Origin of the sequence: Modicisalibacter ilicicola DSM 19980, assembly GCF_900128925.1 — a bacterium.
Lineage (GTDB): Bacteria > Pseudomonadota > Gammaproteobacteria > Pseudomonadales > Halomonadaceae > Modicisalibacter > Modicisalibacter ilicicola.
The window spans coordinates 48,046-63,939 of record NZ_FQUJ01000005.1 but is presented as its reverse complement, the minus strand read 5'-3'; the positions used below and the strand labels follow the sequence as shown (position 1 = coordinate 63,939).

The window sequence follows — 15,894 nt, the reverse complement described above, 5'->3', positions numbered from 1 at the left end:
GCGTCAGGTGCCTGGCGCTACTCGCTGTAGCGCCAGGGTGGCCCCGAACCCGATCAGGGCCAGCAGGGCCAGACCGAACATGCCCGTGGCGGCAATCAGGGTCGCGTCATAGAGCGCGATACCCGCGATCAGACTGACCACTGCCCTGGGAACATCACCGGGGCGGCGTCGAAACAGCAGGCTCAGCGACCAGCCCCCCCAGACCAGGTAGAGCGCCAGCAGCCCGAGGGCAAGGTTGTCGGCGAGCATGAAGAGCAGCACCAGCACCGGAATGGCCATTACCAGCAGCGGCCAGGCGGCACCGATCCGGTCGTAGGCTTCCTGTTTGGCGGCGTAGGTCAAGCCCACCACATGACAGAAGAGCCCGAGGCCGCCAAGCAGTACCGCCCAGCCCAACCCGCCGGCGGCCAGGGCAGCCGTGACATAGGTCAGCAGTCGACAGCCTCCCATGATGATCGGCCCCCAGCTGATGCGCTTGTGCAGCCAGTCGTAGGCCACGATCGCCGCTGCCAGGACCGAGCCTGCCAGCCCCGCCAACGTGCCCAGCACGAACACCAGTACCATACCGAGCGCCAGCATGACGCTCCCCAGCGCAAGGACCGTCGTCCGCGACACCTCGCCCTGGGGAATCGGACGATTGGCACGCTCCCGGGCATCGATCTCTGCATCGAAGGCGTCGTTGAGATACATGCCACCCACGTAGAACAGCGATAGCGCCACCAGGAGCAGCAGCAGTCCCGCCCCATCGAAGGCTTCGCCCGACAGCACCCATCCCGCGAGCGCATTGGTCCAGACCGTCGGCAGGTTGGATATGCGCCCCAGCTTGAGCCACATGCGCCACTTCAAAGCAATTGCTCCAGAACCCAGTGCATCTCGCGAATGATGGCATCCTCCACCCTCGATTCCTTGAGGGATTCGGGCAGAACGTGCCAGGTATAGGTTTCGACTTCCAGGTGCGACGCGATCGGCTCATGCCGGTGCAACGCCAGTATCTCGGACAGAAACGCCTGAGTGGTCTGGAACCGCCCGAGGGTCTCGACGAAGAGGGGCACGTGGTAGTGAATGCGCCACTCCTCGCCATCCGTCTCGTGACCTCGTGCCAGCGCCTCGGGCAGGTCGACATGGCGCATGAGGCCATGCCGACCGGAAGCCACCACCTGATGCAGGTAGGTGGGCTCGCAGAAAGCCTCGAGGGCCCTCCGGGCGGCGGCATCGATCGCTGGAACCCGCAATGCCGCGCTCAATTGCAGCTTGTGGATGGGCACCTCGGCGCGCTGCAGGGCTTCGATACTCGCTCGAGGCGTCTCGAATTCCACCGCCGCGTGGCAGACGTCGTAGCAAAGGCCCAGGTGACGCGGCAAGGCGCTGGCTGCCTGGGCGACCGTCAAGCCGGTCATCTCCGCAAGGCGTCGTGCCGCTCTATCGGTGAACAGGCAGTGTTCGAAGAAGGCGATGGCCTCGTCGATGGTTTCCAGGAAACAGCAGGGTTCGGGCTCCAGGGCAATGGCCACGGTGACACCGCTGCGTCGGGCCAGCCTGACACAGTGCGCCGCGGCCTTGAGCAGGTTATCGGCCATCAGCGCCTCGGCCCCCTGGCCCAGCGGCTTGAAGGCGCCGGGCACCGTGCTCAGGCTGACGCTGGCCCCGGGCACATTCAGTTCGGCCATCAGGGTCGCAAGCCCTCGGGTATAGTCGAGACGCTCGGTGAATCGCCAGTCGGGCTGATAGACCTCTTCCTTCACCCGGGCGCCATGAAAGATGCCATAGGGGAAACCGTTGACGGTCACCGCCCGATAGTCATTTTCGTGCAGCAGAGCCTGCAGTTCCGACCGCGCGGATGGCTCTTCGAGGGCGCGCAGCGCCTGGGCCGAGAAGCGCAACCCCACCGCGAAAGGTGCGCGAGGCGCCAGCGCCTGCCTGACCTCCTGCACGGGCCCCTGGAGGGCCGAGCGCACGTCTGCCCAGGTCTGGGCAGGGTGAATGTTGAGACAGTAGGTGAGATGACCGAGGTTACCGGGCAGCTGCATGGCGGTCCTCTCGCGCCTGAAGCCAGGCGATGGACTGCATGACCAGCTCCGAGTCGATGGCGTTCACCTCGACCCCCTGGCCGATGCCCGAGAGCAGCGTGACGGTCAGTTCTCCTCCCAGATGCTCCTGGAATTCTCGCAGCCCGGTCAGGATGGCAGCCTCGCCACTGGTGTCGGGGGCGATCAGCTGCGGGTGGAAGACACGCAGGCCCAGCCTCTCCAGCAACCCGACAATGCGCAGTTCCTCCCCGGGTGCCAGCAGCCCCGCCAGCACCGAATAGCGGGCATCCAGGGCGATGCCGATGGCTACCGCCTCGCCGTGATGCACCTCATGCTCGGTCAGGGTCTCCAGCTTGTGCGCCGACCAGTGACCGAAATCCAGGGGACGGGCCGAGCCAAGTTCGAACGGATCACCACCATGGGCGATCTGACGCATGTGCAGTGCCGCACTGCGACGAATCATGGTCTCTTCCGCTTCGGGATCGAAGCGTCTCAACCCGTCGACATTCGACTCCATCCAGGTAAAGAACGCCTCGTCCCTGATCAGCGCCACCTTGATGGCCTCGGCGATGCCACCGATGCGTTCACGTCTCTCCAAGGTCTCGAGGAGCGTCAGGTCGTTGAGCACGGCCCAGGGCGGGGCGAAGGTGCCCATGAAGTTCTTGACGCCATTGAAATTGATGCCGTTCTTCACCCCGACGCCGCTATCGTTCTGGGACAGCACGGTGCTGGGGACCCGGATGTGACGCACCCCCCGGTGCGCCGTCGCCGCCGCGAAACCGATGGCATCGAGTACGGCGCCACCCCCGATGGCGATCACGTAGGAGTGGCGATCGACCCCCAGGCGATGGATGGCTTTCTGGGCAGCGATCAGGTGCGAGGGGCATATCTTGATCTGCTCGCCTCCCGGGACCACCTGGGGAGCCTCCACGAGTTCCATGCGTGCCGCATGGGTCGCGAAATAGGCCTGGATACGCTCGATCAACCCCGGCTGAGCCTTGGCAACACCGTCGTCGATATAGATCAGGCAACGATGACGCTTGGCTTCCTGGCGCCAGGCCAGCATCTCCACAAGCAGCGGGTTGTCCGGTGAAAACAGATTCCGGGTGAAGGCCACCGGATACTCGAAGGGCACCGAGAAACGCTGCCAGTGGATGCTCGTGCGCTGCTCGCCCTCGACGCCTTTCTCGGAGGAACGGGACAGGGAAGAGGCCGGGGCTGCCTCCGCACGACCGGTAGGGATTTCGTCAAGGGATGCCGCTGAATTCGTCTGCATGGTCTGCCGCCTTGCTGTCGTCAGGCAAGCCTACTGCCGGGTCGAGTACCACCGTCGCTCAAGACGCCGCTCCTGCATCGACCTCATCCTCTTGCGCAGCCGGTATGCCCAGGCGAGTAGTCAGCTTGCTGGTAGTGTCAAGGGCCCCGAAAAGGCCGGATAACACAAAAACACGTGATGTAACTTTATATTAATAATTTGAGCGCCAAACGTATAGCATCAAAAAAACCGTCCTGAAGGGACGATGAAAAATGAGATATTTCATCCATACTTTGCGCTGGCAGATAAATCCGAAAATCACGATCACGAGACTCTAGGTGAAAAGGGTGAAAAAAAGACCCCAGGAAAACTTGTACGATCCAATATTTCTGCATAACTTATGTAGATGAAACTCTCAGCGACGGGAAACAGTCATGAATGCCACCACCGGAATACCAGCCCAACCCATGACGCCGTGCACCCGGCCCTTGCCCGAACGAATCACCTTCGAGGAATTGGCGGCCTGGATGGCCCGGGGCAACAATCCCATCGTCGAGATACAGTCCATCGACATGGGCTACTACCTGGTTCGCCTTCATCACGCCCACGGAAGCAGCCAACTGGTGGATGAACACCACCACGCGCGACGTTTCACGGGGACACAGTGGATCAGCCGCCTGCTGGCACCGCTCGGCATGACCCACGGCGTGCTGACGTGGTCCGAGGTCACCGATGAGATGATCGGCCTGCCCGCCACCCCCGGCGACTCCCAGGATGTGCTCGCCTACGGCACCCGAGTTGCCTTCCAGACTCGCTAGTGCTGCCACTCCCCAAGCTAGTGCTGCCACTCCCCAAAACGCTGCCTTGTCGCAGCGTTGAACATCGTGCGTGAACCAAGTCCCGTTGTATTACTATACTCAGCTGGCGTGTCATGAATATCGACAACGGCTCAACGAGAAGCCATGCGTACCTACCACGGCAAGGGAGAACAAGCATGACCTACACCTTTCGTCGACTGCTGAGCCCGCTACTGATCCTCGCCTTGATCGTCGCCAGCGTCCCTGTGGCCATGGCTCAGCCGCAAGCGCCCTCCCCCCTCGTTTCCACCAATGCGGCATTGGCCGCCGAGCAGGCCCATGCCGATCGCCAGCGCATCAACGATATCCTGGCCCGGGAAGACGTGCAGGAACAGCTGCTGGCGCAAGGTGTCGATCCCGTGGATGTCGAGGCGCGGGTTGCCGCACTCTCCGACGAGGAAGTCAGCCAGATGGCGGATCACCTCGAAGAGATGCCTGCCGGCGCCAGCTCGGTCGTCGGTGCTCTGTTCGCGGTATTCGTGATCCTGCTGGTCACCGACATTCTGGGCCTGACCGACGTCTTCCCGTTCACCCGCTAGCGGCCATGCGCCTCTCGTTCCGGAACGCCCGCCTCGCGGGCGTTCTGTCGTTGACGCTGTGGGTCGTCGGCTGTGCCTCGACACCACCGCTGCCTTCCCCCGAAGAAGGCAGCATACCGTCGAGCCGATTGCTCTCGAACGTACCGTTCCATGGCCAGCGGGACTATCAATGCGGGCCGGCCTCCCTGGCCATGGTGCTTGGTGCCAGTGGTGTGCCGATCACCGTCGATGAATTGATACCCCAGGTCTTCACTCCCGACCGAGAAGGCAGCGTGCAGCCGGAGATGCTCGCCACGGTGCGCCGCCACGGCCGGATCAGCTATGTCCTCGACGGCTCCGTCGAGTCACTACTCACGGAACTCGCCGCCGACCATCCCGTCGTGGTGCTGCAGAATCTCTCCTTGCCGCTGTGGCCGCTCTGGCATTACGCCGTGGTCATCGGCTACGACCTGGAAGAGAAGACACTCACCCTGCACAGCGGCGAGGAGCCCGGGCGCAGAACTTCGCTGCGCCGGTTCGATGCGACCTGGGCACGCAGCGATCGCTGGGCGTTGGTAGCGCTGCCACCGGGGGAGTTGCCGGTGACGGTAGACAAGCAGGTTGCCACCAAGAGCATCGCTGCCTTCGAACAGGTCAATGGCCCGATTGACGCCGCCCCGGCCTGGCGCAGCGTCGTGGCCCGCTGGCCCGAGCATGCCATGGGCTGGTTTGCGCTAGGCAACGCCGAATATGCCGGCGGCGATCCCGGGGCTGCCATCGGCGCCTTCCGCGAGGCAACCCGGCAAGCCCCTGATCTGGCCGTGGCCTGGCTCAACCTGGGACTGGCCCTGGAAGCCCAGGGCGACCTCGAACCGGCTCGCCGGGCGCTGAAGCGCGCCGCGGCCCTGCCCGGACGATGGCAGGCAAGTGCCGAACAGGCCCTGGCACGACTCTCGTCTACACTCAGACCAGGGTAGACGATGCCTCTCGCACCCATTGGCATCACGATAACCCAACAAGGAGCCCTCGATCTGTACAGGGGCAGGCAAGCGCTACTCGTTGGCGGGTACCGAGCCAGGCACCCGCAACTACATCACCACTACCAATAACTGTGATTTTGGATCGTAATTCATCTTCATAACAAATAAATATTCCCCTCTGCTAAGCTAACTGGATTCTCTAGCCTCCATCCATCGCCTCATCGTGAATCACGCTGCAATGGCGAAGCCTGTCTTGCCCGGGACAGGCCGCGACGTAGAATTGTCGAAGGCGACGACAACGTAAAGGAGACGCGGATTGGAACTGATTCAGTATGCCCTGGACAACCTGGGTCTATTGCTCGACAGGACCATCGAGCATATCGCCCTGGTAGGTGTTGCCGTGGGACTGGCCACCCTGACAGGCGTCCCGATCGGGATTGCCATCACCAAGAATGAGCGCCTGGCCAAGGCCGTGCTCTACGTGGCCTCGATCATCGTCACCATTCCGTCCATCGCCCTGTTCGGCATCATGATTCCGATCCTGTCGATCATCGGGCACGGCATCGGCTATGTGCCGGCGGTGATCGCCGTGCTGCTGTATTCCCAACTGCCGATCATTCGCAACACCTATACCGCCATCAACAATGTCGACCCGGCGCTGCGTGAAGCGGCTCGCGGCATCGGCATGAGCCAGAATCAGCGTCTCCGGCAGGTCGAGATTCCCCTGGCGATCCCCATCATCATGGCCGGCGTGCGTACCGCCGTGGTACTCAATATCGGGGTCATGGCGATCGCCGCGTACATCGGCGCGGGGGGACTGGGGACCTTCATCAGCCGCGGAATTTCCCAATCCGATCCACGCCAACTGATCGTCGGCGCGGTCGCCGTGAGCCTGCTGGCCATCATCGTGGACTACTCATTGCTGGCACTGCAGAAGCGCCTGACGCCCAGGGGCATGGAACGCGCCGCGACTACTGCCTGATGCGTCGCATGCCGCCGCGCTGCTCACCAGACAAGGACAACGCTTCATGATTCGACTCGATAACCTGACCAAGGTCTTCGATACCCCCAAGGGAGCCGTCACGGCTGCCGATCATATCAGCATGGAAGTCCCCGCCGGCGAGATTTGCATACTCCTCGGCCCTTCAGGCTGTGGCAAGACGACCACCTTGAAGATGATCAACCGCATCGTGCGACCGACTTCCGGCAAGGTCTTCATCGACGGAGAAGACACCTCCGCACTGGATACCCAGGAACTCAGACGCAACCTGGGGTATGTCATCCAGCAGATCGGCCTGTTCCCCAACATGACCATCGAGGAAAACATCACCGCGGTGCCGAGATTGCTGGGCTGGGACAAGGATCGCTACAAGCGTCGTGCCCGGGAGCTGATGGACATGATCGCCCTCGATGCCGATGCGTTCCTCAAGCGCTACCCCAGCGAACTCTCGGGAGGCCAGCAGCAGCGTATCGGGGTGGCCCGCGCGCTTGCCGCGGACCCCCCGGTCATGCTGATGGACGAACCCTTCGGGGCCATCGACCCGATCAACCGCGCGGTGATTCAGGATGAGTTCCTGAAGATGCAGCAGGAACTCAAGAAAACCATCATGTTCGTCAGCCACGACATCGACGAGGCCATCAAGATGGGGAATCGCATCGCCATCTTCCGGGAAGGCAAGCTCGTGCAATACTCGCCACCGGACGATCTGCTGGCTGCCCCTAGGAATGCCTTCGTCGAGTCCTTCTTGGGTGAGGACCGTGCGCTCAAGAGACTCAACCTCGTCAAGGTGCGCGAACTCGCCAGCGACGAGATCGGTGTCGTGCGTCCCGAGGACACCCTGGCCACCGCACTCGAGCGCATAGAAGGCTTCGGCTACCAGAACGCCATACTGATGATCAACGACAAGCGTCAGCCCGTCGGCATCATTCACCGTTCCGTCGCCCGGACCACGAGCGGCTATTGCCGGGACCACTTCCAGAGCGTCCCGACGGTGGTCAGCCTCGACGACGACCTGCGCAAGGTCGCATCGCTGATGTTCGCCTACGACATGACCTGGATGCCTTGCGTGGACGATGAGGGGCGTGTCTGCGGCCAGATCACCCAGCGGGCCATTACCCATCATCTAGGATCTCGCTACCGGGCCACCCAATCTTCCGGGCCCGGCGACGACACGGGTACCCCGACGCCATCAGCCGCCGAGGAGTGAGCCCATGCCAACGCTGAACCTAGCCGGTGCGCTACGCCTGCTGCTTCTGGTGGCCGTCTTCTTCGCCGGAGTCTGGAGCCAGTCCAGCGGCGTGATCGACGAGTTCATCTTCTACATTCCCGACATCCGGTACCTGGCCGCCCAGCATCTGTGGCTGACCGCCGTCTCGGGGAGCCTTGCCATACTGGTTGCCATTCCCCTGGGCATCCTGCTCTCTCGCCCCAGCATGGCGCGGATCGCCGAGTCGATGATGCAGGTGCTCAACGTCGGCACCACGATTCCCACGCTGGCGGTACTGGCACTGTCGATGAGCTTTCTGGGCATCGGCGTCGTGCCGGCGGTCTTCGGGCTGTTCGTCGCCACCCTGTTGCCGATCGCCCGCAACACCTATGCCGGCCTCAAGGGGGTGTCGCCGGCGCTGCGCGAGGCCGCCTCGGGCATCGGCATGTCACCCGTTCAGCGCCTGCTCAAGGTGGAGTTGCCCAACGCGCTCTACGTGATATTCGCGGGCATACGCACGGCATTGACCATCAACGTCGGCACCGTTCCCCTGGCGTTCCTCATCGGCGCCGGCGGACTGGGCGAGCTCATCTTCACCGGCATCGACCTGTACGACCCGGTCATGATGCTGGCCGGCGCCATTCCTACCGCCGTGCTGGCCATCGGTGTCGACATCCTGATTGCCAGCATTGCATTCATCGTGGTTCCACGTGGCGTCAACCCATCGCGCGCCTGAACCGAAGCAAGATCGACAACAAGGAGATCACCCATGAAATCAATGACAACCCTGCTGGCCGGTATCGCCCTGACCGGCACCCTGACCGCCCATGCCGATGAGATCGTGGTGGGGGGCAAGAACTTTACCGAGCAGCAGATTCTCGCCAGCATGACGGACCAATATCTGGACGGCCTGGGTTACGACGTGGAAAAGCGCGCCGGCATGGGCTCCGCCGTGCTGCGCCAGGCCCAGGAAAATGGCCAGATCGACCTGTACTGGGAGTACACCGGCACCTCGCTGATCAACTACAACGATGTCACCGAGCGTCTTTCCGCCGAGGAGACCTACCAGAAGGTCAAGGAACTCGATGCCGAAAAGGGGCTGGTCTGGCTCGACCCGTCCAATGCCAACAACACCTATGCCTTGGCCATGCGCGAGGAAGACGCCGAGAAGCGCAGTATCGCCACGCTTTCCGACCTGGCCCAAGCGGTCAATGACGGCGAGGAGCTGACGTTCGCCTTGAATGCCGAGTTCTATGCCCGGGAAGACGGCTGGCGCCCCCTGCAGCAGGCCTACGATTTCCGGGTGAGTCGCGGCGATGTCAAGCGCATGGATTCCGGGCTCGTCTATCCGGCACTGCGCGACGGCCAGGTGGACGTGGGACTGGTGTTCGCCACCGATGGGCGCATCCCGGCCTTCGACTTCCGAGTGCTCGAGGACGATCAAGGGTACTTCCCCGCCTACGCCCTGACGCCGGTGGTGCGCAAGGAAACCCTCGAGGCCAATCCGGAGCTCGAGGAGCAGATGAACGAACTGTCGAGCCTGCTCGACGACGAGACCATGGCCACGCTCAATGCCCGGGTCGATGTCGACAAGCAAACCATCGAGAAGGTCGCCGAGAGCTTTCTCGAGGAGCATGACCTCATCTGAGGGGTCGAGACGCGACAAGGGCGCCACTGGCCTGGAGCATCCGTTTCGGCGGTCAGGTTGCTTGGTGAGTCTTCGATGCCCAGCCGTGCTTGAATGCCTCGAGGCGCCGGTGCGATCATTTGCCGTCGCCGCCCTTCATCCGACGAGGCACCGAGCATGCACTACCAGGACCGTCTTCGCGTGGGCGCCGCTCAGATCAACAGCATCCTGGGGGATTTCGACGCCAACCTTGAACGTCATCATGAAATGATCATGGCCGGTCGCGACGAGGGGCTGGAGCTACTGGTGTTTCCCGAACTCTCGCTGACCGGTTATGGGCTGGGGAGTCGGGTGATGGACGTCGCCTGCCCGAGGGTGGACCCTCGGCTGGAATACCTGGCCCAGGCGGCAGGAGAGATGCAGGTAATCGCCGGATTCATCGAAGAAGCGAGTCCCGGCGAGTATTACAATGCCCTGGCGATCCTGCAGCATGGCACCCTCGCCGCCGTACATCGCAAGCTCAATCTGCCTACCTACGGTGGCCTGGAAGAAGGCAAGTGGTTCACCCACGGCAGCCAGCTCACCCATACTCGGGTGCGGCCTGGCTGGTCGGCAACGCAACTGATCTGTGCCGACCTGTGGAACCCGGCACTGGTTCACGCCGCCCTGCTCGAGCGGCCGTCGGTGCTGTGTGCGCCCATCAACTCCGCCACCGGCATCGTCAGCGAGGATTTCTCCAACGAACAGAACTGGGCGCTCAACGTTCGTTTCTATGCCATGACCTACGGTACGCCCGTGATCATGGCCAATCGCTATGGCCCGGAAGGCGGCAGCCACTTCTGGGGCGGCACCCGGATTCTCGGGCCGCGGGGTGAAAGCCTCGCCGAGGCAGACGATCGAGAGATGCTCATCCAGGCCACCCTGTCACGCACCGCCATTGCCAAGGCGCGCTTCGAACTGCCCACGCTGCGTGATGCCGATACGCCATTGATCCGGGAACTGATGGCAGGCTACCGTTGAGACAGTGATCACCCTCTTCCCGACACACTTCATTCACAGGAAGGCGGGATGGCACCACGAGCCACATAGGAACCGATGTCATGTCCCTGATCGATCGACTGGCGGAAGCGCATATCCAGCAAGCCCTGGAAAACGGCGAACTGGATGACCTGCCGGGCAGCGGCGAGCCACTGAGACTGGATGACGACAGCATGATCCCGCCGGAATTGCGCGCCGGCTATCGGTTGCTGAAGAATGCCGGCTTCCTGCCCCCGGAGCTGGAACTCGTACGTGAAATTCGTGAAGTGGAAAGCCTGATCGCGCGAATGGATCACGGCGAGGAGCGGGAACAGGCCTGCGCGCGCCTGCGCCTGTTGCAGGTTCGCGCCCAGGCCTACGGGCGCCGCCTCAGCCCCCTGCTGGAACATGGCGAGTACCGTGACAAGCTGTTCCAGCAATGGGACAGGAAAGGCTGACCCGAGCGCATCCGTTCCTGGTCACACCTGGCGATCCAGCAACGCCTCGTCGAAAGGATAACGCGACAGTTTCTCGATGCCTGTCTCGGTGACCAGTACTTCTTCCTCCAGCTTGACGCCGTCGGCCGCACCGACCTCGCCGATGTAGCTTTCGACCGAGACCACCATGCCCGGCTCGAGAACGCCATCCTTGGAAAAGCGATCGAAATCCATGTGGTGGGCGACCAGCGGCGTCTCGCCATGCATGCCCACGCCATGGATGATCGACGGATAGCGACGATCGAGAAACCGCTCGGGGATCTTCCAGGCCTTCTCGGCGATCTCGCGGTAACTCATCCCCGGCGCGAGGATGTCCATGTTGTGGTGCACCTGGTCGTAGGCCATGCGGTAGAGGCTCTTCTGATAGGCACTGGGTCGGCCCGGGCCGACATGAAAGGTGCGCGAGAAATCGGAATAGTAGCCATGACAGCCGATCGTGTCGGTATCCAGCGCCACCAATTCGCCCGGGCGAATCACCCGATCGCTGGCCTCGTTGAACCAGGGGTTGGTCCTGGGCCCCGAGGAGAGCAGGCGCGTCTCGATGAACTCCCCGCCCTGCCTGATCACCTCCCCGTAGAGGGTCGCGAACAGCTCAGTTTCGGTGACCCCGGGGCGAATCGCCTCCTCGACCCGCGCTACCGCCGCCTCGCTACCTGCCATGGACTGCGCCAGACAGGCGATTTCCTCGGGCGTCTTGATGCGCCGACAGTGCAGGGTATCCTGCATGCAATCGAAGACCTCCAGCCCCTGGGCTTCCAGCGAGCGTGCCAGATTCAGCGCACAACGATCGAGCCCCACCTTGCGGCTCCCCTTGCCGTGGGCCTCGACGAGTTCGGCAATCTCTTGACCGAAGGGATCGCTCGAGAGGTTGTCGCGCTGATTGACCGCCGACCACACCACCTTGGAGGTGCGTGATTCGTCGATGGTTTCCAGCCAGGTGGAGACATGGGCGCTGCCCGGGTATTCGAAGAGAATCACCGGTCCTTCCAGCGGTACATAGATGTAGCGCGTGGAATTGCGCAGGAAGTAGCCGAACATGTTGCGCGAGCCGGTGGCATAGCGCTGGTTGTAGGGATCGAACAATACCACTGCCGCATAGCCCTGCTTCGCCATCATGGCGCGCAGCCGCGACAGGCGTCCGGCACGCAATCGCACGGGATCGAAGGCGGTGGGGATGCTGTCGCCGTTGGCCATGGGCGCCGAGGGCACCACCGGGATACTGTGGGGTTCGTTGTCGGACAGCTGTTCGAAGTCGACGATGCTCATAGCGTATCTCTGGGAAAGAATTGATGGCTTGTGGCTGAACCAGGCTAGTCGGCCAGATTGTCGCTGCGGCTCATGCCCTCGCGAAGCAGACGTTCATGGATCGGCGCCATGCGACCGAAGATTCGCTGAGCGCGTTCGGGCCGGCCGATGAAGCCGGGTTCCTTGGCATAGGCAAAGATGACGGTATGGCGTTCCTTGTCGCCCTCGACCGGCGTTACCCGGTGCAGGGAATAGCGCCCGAAGAAGATCTGCAGATCACCCGGCTGCAGGTCAAGGGACTTGAGGCCGCTGCGATCGCCATCGAGTATCTTCTGCACTTCCTCGAAGTTCTCGCCTTCGGGGCTGCGGATGCCGGGGCAATACTCGAAGCGACCGCCCCCGTGAGACTGGCGAGTCATCATGGTGACGATGAATTCGTTGGTATCGTAGTGCCAAGGGTGCTGGCAACCTTCGCGCAGCACGTTGACGACCAGCCCGGCCAGGGGATCGGCATACTCGTGGATCTCCGTCATGCCCACCACGGCCGCGATGAAGCGCTGGAACTCGGGATTTTCGTAAACCTGGCGGATGATGGTGTCACTGTCGATACGATCCCCGGCCACGAAGCCGTTGGTGCGATCGGCGAAGCGATTCTTGGGATGCGAGGGCGGCAGGCCGGGGTCCCCATCGCTGTTGTAGGGGTTGGTCTCGGTCTGGTTGTAGTGCGCCTCGGGCGACAGGCGCTCGGTTTCCCGTTCCAGTCGCGCCAATGCCTGCGCGGGGACGAATCCCTTCAGCACCACGCAGCCGTCGCCGGCAAGCTGGTGCCGACACGCTTCGATCAGTTGTTGTCCTGCCTTGTCGTCAAGCGCATCGATCGGATAACGCGCCAGGTCGATCAGCCCTCGGAGGGAAGTGCCCTTTTCTTGCTGGCCCATTACGTACATGGTCCTTTCTCTTGCCGTCAGTGTCGTATGGACAGGGTAGTGAGCATGATTCGATAATAGAAATGAATGATACAGATAGCCTGTATTGCAAGGACTCATAGACAATGGATACCGACCTGCTTCGTGCCTTCGTCACCGTCGCCGAGTGCGAAGGCTTCAGTGCCGCCGGCAAGGTACTGCACCGCACTCAATCCGCCGTCAGCCTGCAGATCAAGCGTCTCGAGCATCAGATGGGCGAGACGCTTTTCGAACGTACCAGTCGCAGCGTGGTGCTCACACCGCCCGGCGGGCGTCTGCTGCCCTACGCCCGACATATCCTCAAGCTGCAAGACGAGGCCAAGCGGGTGATGGGTCTCGAACGTCGGGACGAATTGATCCGGCTCGGCATTTCGGAAGAACAGGCCAGCACCTACCTGCCCTCCTTGCTGCCGCGTTTTGCCGAGGAGCATCCGAATGTCCGGCTCGAGGTCATATGCAATATCAGCAGTGCGCTGGTCCGCGATTTTCAGGAAGGCTTGCTCGATGCGGTGCTCGCGGTTCGACACATACCGACGCAATCGGGGCAGCTATTGGGTCATGAGCCCCTGGTATGGGTAGCCGCCGAGAAGGCCCGTGTAAGTGAATGGAAGACCCTGCCGCTGGCACTGAATCCGGAGGGATGCATCTTTCGAGCTCATGCCCTGGCTGCACTGGGAAAGGAGGACCGTCGATGGGACGTGCGCTATTCCAGCCAGTCGCCCACCGGCATCAATCTGCCGGTGCGGGCGGGCCTGGCATTGACGGTCAAGACACCTCGCAGCATTCCCGAGGGCTGCCGAATCGTGGAAGACCGCGAAGGCCTGCCGCCGCTCGGCCGAGTCGAGATCGAGATGCACCGCACGCCGGGCCATGCAAGCGATGCCTTCAATGCCTTCTGCGACTCGCTCGAGGCAATCGTTACCGGCAGGGACTCGCTGGAATCGGTCGATTATGTCGCCGGTGTCCCCTAGTGTGGTGAATCACAAGTCCCGTCGGGCCCAGGCACACCCATCATGCAGTTCTGGCGTCGCCCGGCTTTGCACCCTTGACCAGCATCCTGCCCAGCGCATCGGCAAGCACGGGTGCCATGCTGATGGCGTTGCTGGGGTGGATGATGCAGTCGGTACTCCAGACCTTTCCGACCCCGGCGTTCTTCATCACCTCGAACGCATTCCCTGCGAACAGCGCATGGGTCACGGCCACGTCTACCGAAGCGGCGCCGGCACCGAGCAGTGCCTCGGCGGCGCGAGCCAGGGTATGACCGGAACTGGCCACGTCATCGATCAGCACCACCTGGCGACCATCGACATCGATTCCCGGCAGTTCGATGTCCACCCGAGTGTCGCCATGGCGCACCTTGCGACACACCCCGTGATCGAAGCCGGTTGCCGCGGCGGCACCCTCGACCCACTGGGCGGACTCGGCATCCGGCCCCACGAGCAGCGGATCGTCGAGCCTGGCGGCGATCAGCTCGGCCAGTCGCGGTACGCCGGAAAGCGTAACGGCCTGGTCAAGAGGGATCGCCTCCTGCAAATGATCGATCCGGTGCAGATGGGGGTCCACGGTGATCACGCCATCGAACAGCTCGCCGAGGAAGCCGCCGACGATGGTCTGGCTGACGACCTCGCCGGGATGGAAGGCGATGTCCTGGCGCATGTAGGCAAGATAAGGCGCGACCAGCACAAGCCGTCGTGCCCCCTGCTGGCGGGCGTGGCGGGCTATCAGCAGCAACTCCACCAGCTTGTCGTTGGGCCGATCCAGGCTGCGATAGACCACCAGCGTGTCGGGAACGGGGCCGCCTTCGGCGAAGGGCAGGGTCAGGCGTAGTTCTTCATCGGGAAAGCGGTGGCGCTCGATCAACGCCGCCGAAAGCTCCATCGCCTCCGCCAGGCGCCTTGCAGGCACATTTTCGTCCTCGAAATGGAGCAGCAGGGTAGCCATCAGAATTCCACGTTCAATCGGGTGATGTCATCGGAACGGCCCAGGGTGAAGCCGTTATCTCGAGATCACCCCATCCTAGCAGCGTCCCCCCGAAGCGTCATTTGACGGGGCATAGGCCATGGTCGCATGGCTCGACGGTACCATCCGCGCCCTCTAGTCTTAAGGTAATACTGACTTCGCAACCGGCATGACTCTAGGCTTCCATGACCAAACGACTGTTGATCGTGGCGCACGCGCCTTCGCCCAATACCCAGACGCTATGCGACGCCGCGGTTCGCGGTACGCGCCATCCCGATATCGAGGACGTCGCAGTCACCGTGAAGGCACCACTCGAGGCCGGGCCGGACGACGTGCTGGCTTGCGATGCCATCCTGCTGGGCACCACCGAGAACCTGGGCTACATGAGCGGGGCCCTGAAGGACTTCTTCGATCGCAGCTACTACCCGGTGCTGGAAGAGAAACAGGGCCTTCCCTGCGCACTCTACATCCGCGCCGGCCGCGATGGCACCGGCACCCGCCGGGCGGTGGAGAGCATCGTCACCGGTCTGCGCTGGCGTTGGGTGCAGGAACCGCTGATATTGCAAGGCGAGTGGCAGGCAGCCTTCGCCGATGAGGTCGAGGAACTGGGACTGACCATGGCCGCTGCGCTGGACAGCGGCATGATCTGAGCATGGTCACGGCGTCACGGAGGGTGTGCTGCCGGCAGATGGATTCTGCGATCCAAAAGAAAGGCGCTGCCGAAGCAGCGCCTTGAGCAC

17 protein-coding genes are annotated in these 15,894 nt (G+C 62.6%); 11 read left to right on the top strand and 6 right to left on the bottom strand.

Annotated elements, in window-relative coordinates:
- Positions 1-3: 3 nt before the first annotated feature.
- Genes BUA41_RS06405 through BUA41_RS06395 form a run of 3 tightly spaced genes read right to left on the bottom strand, consistent with a single transcriptional unit; the run spans position 4 to position 3,303 of the window.
- Positions 4-846, bottom strand: coding sequence for a UbiA family prenyltransferase (locus tag BUA41_RS06405; RefSeq protein ID WP_217652781.1), 843 nt, complete (start codon positions 844-846; stop codon positions 4-6).
- A complete protein-coding gene (gene eboE / locus BUA41_RS06400) occupies positions 843-2,027 on the bottom strand; it encodes a metabolite traffic protein EboE (protein WP_072820944.1) in 1,185 nt (394 codons plus the stop codon). Before eboE ends, BUA41_RS06405 begins: the two co-directional genes overlap by 4 nt.
- On the bottom strand, positions 2,011-3,303 hold the full coding sequence (locus BUA41_RS06395; RefSeq protein ID WP_084671228.1) for a 3-dehydroquinate synthase: 1,293 nt from the start codon (positions 3,301-3,303) through the stop codon (positions 2,011-2,013). The genes eboE and BUA41_RS06395 overlap by 17 nt, the downstream gene beginning before the upstream one ends.
- A gap of 413 nt (positions 3,304-3,716) precedes the next feature.
- Between BUA41_RS06395 and BUA41_RS06390 the strand changes: the two genes are divergently transcribed.
- The 9 genes from BUA41_RS06390 to BUA41_RS06350 all read left to right on the top strand — a co-directional run bounded on the left by BUA41_RS06390 (position 3,717) and on the right by BUA41_RS06350 (position 10,946).
- Positions 3,717-4,100, top strand: a complete 384-nt coding sequence (locus BUA41_RS06390) for a DUF6482 family protein (RefSeq protein WP_139249069.1) — start codon at positions 3,717-3,719, stop codon at positions 4,098-4,100.
- 176 nt (positions 4,101-4,276) lie between these two features.
- Positions 4,277-4,678, top strand: a complete 402-nt coding sequence (locus tag BUA41_RS06385) for a PA2779 family protein (RefSeq protein ID WP_072820940.1) — start codon at positions 4,277-4,279, stop codon at positions 4,676-4,678.
- Between the two features lie 50 nt (positions 4,679-4,728).
- Positions 4,729-5,634, top strand: coding sequence for a PA2778 family cysteine peptidase (locus BUA41_RS06380; RefSeq protein WP_245791865.1), 906 nt, complete (start codon positions 4,729-4,731; stop codon positions 5,632-5,634).
- 319 nt (positions 5,635-5,953) lie between these two features.
- Entirely contained in the window at positions 5,954-6,619 is a 666-nt protein-coding gene (locus tag BUA41_RS06375) for an ABC transporter permease (protein WP_072820936.1), read from the top strand.
- 46 nt (positions 6,620-6,665) lie between these two features.
- Positions 6,666-7,844 carry an ABC transporter ATP-binding protein gene (locus BUA41_RS06370; protein WP_072820934.1) on the top strand — a complete coding sequence of 393 codons (1,179 nt, stop codon included), beginning with the start codon at positions 6,666-6,668 and terminating at the stop codon, positions 7,842-7,844.
- Positions 7,845-7,848: 4 nt separating this feature from the next.
- On the top strand, positions 7,849-8,580 hold the full coding sequence (locus tag BUA41_RS06365) for an ABC transporter permease (RefSeq protein WP_072820932.1): 732 nt from the start codon (positions 7,849-7,851) through the stop codon (positions 8,578-8,580).
- Positions 8,581-8,613: 33 nt separating this feature from the next.
- On the top strand, positions 8,614-9,492 hold the full coding sequence (locus BUA41_RS06360) for a glycine betaine ABC transporter substrate-binding protein (protein ID WP_072820930.1): 879 nt from the start codon (positions 8,614-8,616) through the stop codon (positions 9,490-9,492).
- A 156-nt stretch (positions 9,493-9,648) separates the two neighbouring features.
- The gene (locus BUA41_RS06355; RefSeq protein WP_072820928.1) at positions 9,649-10,491 is read left to right on the top strand and encodes a nitrilase-related carbon-nitrogen hydrolase; all 843 of its coding nucleotides are present in this window, start codon (positions 9,649-9,651) and stop codon (positions 10,489-10,491) included.
- A gap of 80 nt (positions 10,492-10,571) precedes the next feature.
- Positions 10,572-10,946: a DnaJ family domain-containing protein gene (locus BUA41_RS06350; protein WP_072820926.1), complete on the top strand. Its 375-nt coding sequence runs from the start codon at positions 10,572-10,574 to the stop codon at positions 10,944-10,946.
- Between the two features lie 21 nt (positions 10,947-10,967).
- Here BUA41_RS06350 and BUA41_RS06345 read toward each other — a convergent pair whose 3' ends face one another.
- Positions 10,968-12,251 (bottom strand): M24 family metallopeptidase, encoded by a 1,284-nt coding sequence (locus tag BUA41_RS06345; RefSeq protein WP_072820924.1) that lies wholly within the window; start codon positions 12,249-12,251, stop codon positions 10,968-10,970.
- Between the two features lie 44 nt (positions 12,252-12,295).
- The gene (locus tag BUA41_RS06340; RefSeq protein ID WP_245791864.1) at positions 12,296-13,168 is read right to left on the bottom strand and encodes a HalD/BesD family halogenase; all 873 of its coding nucleotides are present in this window, start codon (positions 13,166-13,168) and stop codon (positions 12,296-12,298) included.
- A gap of 113 nt (positions 13,169-13,281) precedes the next feature.
- Here BUA41_RS06340 and BUA41_RS06335 point away from each other — a divergent pair, with 113 nt between their 5' ends.
- A complete protein-coding gene (locus tag BUA41_RS06335) occupies positions 13,282-14,166 on the top strand; it encodes a LysR family transcriptional regulator (protein WP_072820920.1) in 885 nt (294 codons plus the stop codon).
- 40 nt (positions 14,167-14,206) lie between these two features.
- On the opposite strand, the gene BUA41_RS06330 is transcribed toward BUA41_RS06335, so the two are convergent.
- Positions 14,207-15,136: a ribose-phosphate diphosphokinase gene (locus tag BUA41_RS06330; RefSeq protein ID WP_072820918.1), complete on the bottom strand. Its 930-nt coding sequence runs from the start codon at positions 15,134-15,136 to the stop codon at positions 14,207-14,209.
- A gap of 203 nt (positions 15,137-15,339) precedes the next feature.
- On the opposite strand from BUA41_RS06330, the gene BUA41_RS06325 reads away from it, so the two are divergent.
- Positions 15,340-15,804, top strand: a complete 465-nt coding sequence (locus BUA41_RS06325; protein ID WP_072820916.1) for a flavodoxin family protein — start codon at positions 15,340-15,342, stop codon at positions 15,802-15,804.
- The last annotated feature ends 90 nt before the right edge of the window (positions 15,805-15,894 follow it).

Coding starts and splice junctions, on each gene's coding strand:
- BUA41_RS06365 (WP_072820932.1), top strand. CDS start 7,849: ATGCCAACGCTGAACCTAGCCGGTGCGCTACGCCTGCTGCTTCTGGTG.
- BUA41_RS06370 (WP_072820934.1), top strand. CDS start 6,666: ATGATTCGACTCGATAACCTGACCAAGGTCTTCGATACCCCCAAGGGA.
- BUA41_RS06355 (WP_072820928.1), top strand. CDS start 9,649: ATGCACTACCAGGACCGTCTTCGCGTGGGCGCCGCTCAGATCAACAGC.
- BUA41_RS06350 (WP_072820926.1), top strand. CDS start 10,572: ATGTCCCTGATCGATCGACTGGCGGAAGCGCATATCCAGCAAGCCCTG.
- BUA41_RS06385 (WP_072820940.1), top strand. CDS start 4,277: ATGACCTACACCTTTCGTCGACTGCTGAGCCCGCTACTGATCCTCGCC.
- BUA41_RS06330 (WP_072820918.1), bottom strand. CDS start 15,136: ATGGCTACCCTGCTGCTCCATTTCGAGGACGAAAATGTGCCTGCAAGG.
- BUA41_RS06395 (WP_084671228.1), bottom strand. CDS start 3,303: ATGCAGACGAATTCAGCGGCATCCCTTGACGAAATCCCTACCGGTCGT.
- BUA41_RS06360 (WP_072820930.1), top strand. CDS start 8,614: ATGAAATCAATGACAACCCTGCTGGCCGGTATCGCCCTGACCGGCACC.
- BUA41_RS06345 (WP_072820924.1), bottom strand. CDS start 12,251: ATGAGCATCGTCGACTTCGAACAGCTGTCCGACAACGAACCCCACAGT.
- BUA41_RS06390 (WP_139249069.1), top strand. CDS start 3,717: ATGAATGCCACCACCGGAATACCAGCCCAACCCATGACGCCGTGCACC.
- BUA41_RS06340 (WP_245791864.1), bottom strand. CDS start 13,168: ATGGGCCAGCAAGAAAAGGGCACTTCCCTCCGAGGGCTGATCGACCTG.
- BUA41_RS06325 (WP_072820916.1), top strand. CDS start 15,340: ATGACCAAACGACTGTTGATCGTGGCGCACGCGCCTTCGCCCAATACC.
- eboE (WP_072820944.1), bottom strand. CDS start 2,027: ATGCAGCTGCCCGGTAACCTCGGTCATCTCACCTACTGTCTCAACATT.
- BUA41_RS06335 (WP_072820920.1), top strand. CDS start 13,282: ATGGATACCGACCTGCTTCGTGCCTTCGTCACCGTCGCCGAGTGCGAA.